Source organism: Paraburkholderia sp. SIMBA_053 (genome assembly GCF_046534895.1).
Taxonomy (GTDB): Bacteria; Pseudomonadota; Gammaproteobacteria; order Burkholderiales; family Burkholderiaceae; genus Paraburkholderia; species Paraburkholderia caledonica.
Genome location: NZ_JAWRXU010001417.1, coordinates 1 through 246 on the forward strand (window position 1 = coordinate 1; position 246 = coordinate 246).

General features: G+C 66.7%; 1 pseudogene. It reads right to left on the reverse strand.

What is annotated here, in order from left to right:
- Positions 1-246 (reverse strand): annotated as a pseudogene (locus SB753_RS40275) (LysR family transcriptional regulator); the annotation flags it as partial.

The following is a 246-nucleotide window of genomic DNA, read 5'->3' on the forward strand; positions in this document are numbered from 1 at the left end:
GCGCGCGTCGTAGCGTTGCAGCAACTGCACGGGCGCAGTCAGCGCGAGATCAGTGCGCAGCGCGATGAGCGGCGCAACCATGTAGTGCTGCACGCGCATCTGCAGCTGGCGGCGCTTGCCGAGCTTGTGCAATTCGGCGTCGACGAGGCCGCTGCCCTGGCGGCGGCTCGACACCTGAATGTGGCCGAGCGCGAGATAGTCGTCCATCGTCAGCGTGTCGCCTTCGAACGGATGATCGTGGCGCAG